Source organism: Actinomadura sp. HBU206391, assembly GCF_014323665.1.
GTDB lineage: Bacteria > Actinomycetota > Actinomycetes > Streptosporangiales > Streptosporangiaceae > Actinomadura_C.
The window spans coordinates 1-3461 of record NZ_JABVEB010000422.1 but is presented as its reverse complement, the minus strand read 5'-3'; the positions used below and the strand labels follow the sequence as shown (position 1 = coordinate 3461).

The window sequence follows — 3461 nt, the reverse complement described above, 5'->3', positions numbered from 1 at the left end:
TCGCGGACCACCTCCGGGTTCAGGCCGCGACGTGCTGAGGCACCGGCCTTGTCGGAATCGGCCCAGCCGAACTTGTAATTGCCAAGCCCTTCCAGCTCAGGGTGGGCTGCCGTAGTCATAGGGACGTCCTCCCGGACTCCTCGTTATCGGTCTTCTGTTCATCTATCTGATCGTCCGCAGCGTCCTGCGTGAGGGCGCGCGGGCCGACATGGGGGCTGACGTGGGTGGTGCAGACGCCGTCGCCGTGGGCGATCGTCGCGAGCCGCTGCACCGGGGTGCCCAGCAACCGGCCGAAAGCCTCGGTCTCGGCCTCGCACAGCTGCGGGAACTCGGCCGCGACGTGCGCCACCGGGCAGTGGTGCTGGCAGAGCTGCTCCCCGCCACCGGCCTGAGGGGCCTTGCTGGCGGAGGCGGCGTAGCCGTCACTCGACAGCGCCTCGGCGAGCGCCCGCACCCGCTGGTGCGGCGGGACCGCGCGCACCACCGGCCCGAGCCGCTGTTCAAGTTCGGCGAGCTGCCGGTGGGCGAACTTCGCCACCGCCTGCTCCCCCGCCGTTTCGGCGAGGAATCGCAATGCGCTCGTCGCGAGGTCATCGTAGGCGTGGACGAAAGCGCTCCGCCCCGCGTCGGTGATCGCGAACAGTTTCGCGGGACGCCCTCGGCCGCGTTGGGCCTGGGGTCGCGCCCGCCGGATCTCGATCATGCCCTCCGACAGAAGGGCGTCGAGATGGCGGCGGATCGCCGCCGGCGTGAGCCCTACCAGCCGCCCGAGCCCGGACGCGGTGATCGGCCCGCGTTCGAGAACCAGCCGCGCCACGCGCGCGCGGGTGTCCCGCTCGCTGTGGTTGACGGCAGACGGCGACGCGCCCGCGGAGGGCGGGCTCATCTGCGTCGTCGGCTGGCTCACGTATTTCACAACATCAGTGTGGCCTAATTCCTTCCCCCGACACAAACGAATCCCGGTGTTGTGCCTCACCCAGGTAAGGCTTACCTAAGCTGGGAATGCGCCATTTCCGGACACGGGCGCGACAGGCGGGCCTGCGGTGCCGGGTGTGGCGCCTGGGGGCTTTGGTTTTCGCCACAGAAGCCGCACGCAATGCTATATGCCGCATAGTGGTCGCCTTATCGTCCGCATGCCGACCGCCTCACCGGTCTCCTCTCGGCTTCCGCACCCGAGGGCGAAGGCTCGGCTTCGGGCTCCGGCCATGGCTACGGCTTTCCGGCTTTCCGGGGCTTTCCGGCCCGTGGGCAGGTCGGCCCCGTGGCGCCGATCTGTCGCACCTAGACTCTGGGGCATGAGACCCCCCGCCCGGCGAGCCGAGCCGTGACCGCGGTCCAGATCGACGCGCTGGTCAAGCGCTACGGCTCCACGACGGCGCTGGACGGGCTCTCCCTCACCGCACGGCGGGGCGAGGTCACGGCACTGCTCGGCCCGAACGGGGCCGGCAAGACCACCGCGGTGGAGGTCTGTACCGGATTCCGCCGCGCCGACGGGGGCACGGTCCGGGTGCTCGATCTCGATCCGGTGGCCGACGCCCGTGCGCTCAAGCCGCGCGTTGGCGTCATGCCCCAGTCCGGCGGCGTGCCCGTCTCGGCCCGGGCCGGGGAGTTCCTGCGGCTGATCGCGTCCTTCTACGCCGAGCCCGTACCCCCTCAGGTGCTCCTGGAGCGTCTCGGGCTCGCCGACCACGCGCGCACTCCCTACCGCCGGCTGTCCGGCGGGCAGCAGCAGAGGCTCTCGCTGGCCGCCGCCATCGTCGGCCGGCCGGAGCTGGTCTTCCTGGACGAGCCGACCGCGGGCCTGGACCCGCAGGCCCGCCATGCGACCTGGGATCTGATCGGGGAGCTGCGCGAGGCGGGCGTCGCGCTGGTGCTAACGACGCACCACATGGAGGAGGCCGAGCGCCTCGCCGACCGGGTCTTCATCGTCGACCACGGCCGCGTCGTGGCGGCCGGCTCACCCGGCGAGCTGACCGGGGCCGAGCGGCAGCTGCGCTTCCGGGCCCGTCCCGGCCTCGGCCTGGACGAACTGCTCACCGCCCTGCCCGTGGGCAGCGCCGCCAAGGAGTCCCCCTCCGGGCACTACCTGATCGAGGGCGAGGTGCAGCCGGAACTCCTCGCCACCGTCACCGCCTGGTGCGCCTCTCACGGAGTACTCGCCGAGGACCTGCGGATCGAGCGCCGCACCCTCGAGGACGTCTTCCTGGAACTGACCGGGCGGGAGCTGCGCGGATGACCACCTTCACACCCGCTCCCGGTGCCGCGCCGACGAGCCGCCTCATCGCCGCGCAGACCACGTACGAGATCCGCACGCTGCTGCGCAACGGCGAGCAGCTGCTCCTGACCATGATCATCCCGGTCATGCTGCTGGTCCTGTTCAGCGCGACCGCCCTCCTGGACGTAGGCACGAACCGGCGGGTGGACTTCCTCGCGCCGGGCATCCTGGCGCTGGCCGTGATGTCGACGGCCTTCACGGGACAGGCGATCGGCACCGGGTTCGAACGCCGCTACGGGGTGCTCAAGCGGCTCGGCTCGACCCCGTTGTCGAGGTCCGGTCTGATCGCGGCCAAGACGCTCACCGTCATCGCGGTCGAGCTCCTGCAGGTCGTCGTCATCACCGTCGTCGCGCTCGCGCTCGGCTGGAACCCGCACGGCGACCCGCTGTCGGCGATCCTGCTGGTGCTGGTCGGCACCGCGGCGTTCAGCGGATTCGGGCTGCTCATGGCCGGCACGCTGCGGGCCGAGGCCACCCTCGCGGCGGCCAACCTCGTCTACGTGCTGCTGCTCGTACTGGGCGGAGTGATCTTCCCCCTGGACAGGTTCCCGCCCGGCGCCCGCACGGCGCTGGAACTGCTGCCGATCTCGGCGCTGACCGACGGGCTCCGCCAAGTGCTGCAGCACGGCGCCGCGCTTCCAGCCCGTGACCTACTGATCCTCACCGCTTGGGCGGCCGCCGGACTGGTGCTCGCCTCCCGCTTCTTCCGCTGGGAATAAGGCATGGCTCTAGCTGAGACGCCCGACTCATACGGGCGGCCGGGATGGTTCGCGCGCCGGACCTCGATCCTTTCCCTCGGGGCGGTGCCGCCGCCGGCGCTGATCCTGCTGGGAATCGTCTCGGTGCAGGTCGGCGCGGGGGTGGCCAAGCACCTGTTCGACCGGCTGCCGCCGAACGCCGTCGTGCTCCTGCGGCTGCTCACCTCCGCGATCGTGCTCGGGTTCCTGGCCCGCCGCGTGCTTCGTACGTTGCTGCGCGACCACTCGCGAGGCGACCTCGTGGTCGTCACCGGATTCGGGCTGACCCTCGCGCTCATGAACTTCTCCATCTACCAGGCGATGGCGCGGATCCCGCTCGGGGTCGCGGTGACGATCGAGTTCCTGGGGCCACTGGTCGTCGCCATCGTCGCGTCGCGGCGCCGGATCGACCTGGTCTGGGCCGCGCTCGCCCTCGTCGGCGTGCTGCT

At 71.2% G+C, this 3461-nt stretch carries 4 protein-coding genes; 3 read left to right on the top strand and 1 reads right to left on the bottom strand.

The genetic code is table 11. The features are described from left to right. Positions 1 to 115: 115 nt before the first annotated feature. Positions 116 to 886 (bottom strand): helix-turn-helix transcriptional regulator, encoded by a 771-nt coding sequence (locus HKK72_RS37640; protein ID WP_187239164.1) that lies wholly within the window; start codon positions 884 to 886, stop codon positions 116 to 118. Positions 887 to 1324: 438 nt separating this feature from the next. Here HKK72_RS37640 and HKK72_RS37635 point away from each other — a divergent pair, with 438 nt between their 5' ends. The 3 genes from HKK72_RS37635 to HKK72_RS37625 form a co-directional block, all read left to right on the top strand. Then, positions 1325 to 2236, top strand: coding sequence for an ABC transporter ATP-binding protein (locus tag HKK72_RS37635; protein WP_187239163.1), 912 nt, complete (start codon positions 1325 to 1327; stop codon positions 2234 to 2236). Beyond that, the gene (locus tag HKK72_RS37630; RefSeq protein ID WP_187239162.1) at positions 2233 to 2994 is read left to right on the top strand and encodes an ABC transporter permease; all 762 of its coding nucleotides are present in this window, start codon (positions 2233 to 2235) and stop codon (positions 2992 to 2994) included. Before HKK72_RS37635 ends, HKK72_RS37630 begins: the two co-directional genes overlap by 4 nt. Positions 2995 to 2997: 3 nt before the next feature. Next, positions 2998 to 3461 (top strand): EamA family transporter (locus HKK72_RS37625; RefSeq protein ID WP_187239161.1); only part of this gene is annotated, 464 nt, incomplete at its 3' end.

What these genes read in the sequence shown, in the direction of transcription:
- HKK72_RS37640 (WP_187239164.1), bottom strand. Translation starts at nt 886, where the DNA reads ATGAGCCCGCCCTCCGCGGGCGCGTCGCCGTCTGCCGTCAACCACAGC.
- HKK72_RS37630 (WP_187239162.1), top strand. Translation starts at nt 2,233, where the DNA reads ATGACCACCTTCACACCCGCTCCCGGTGCCGCGCCGACGAGCCGCCTC.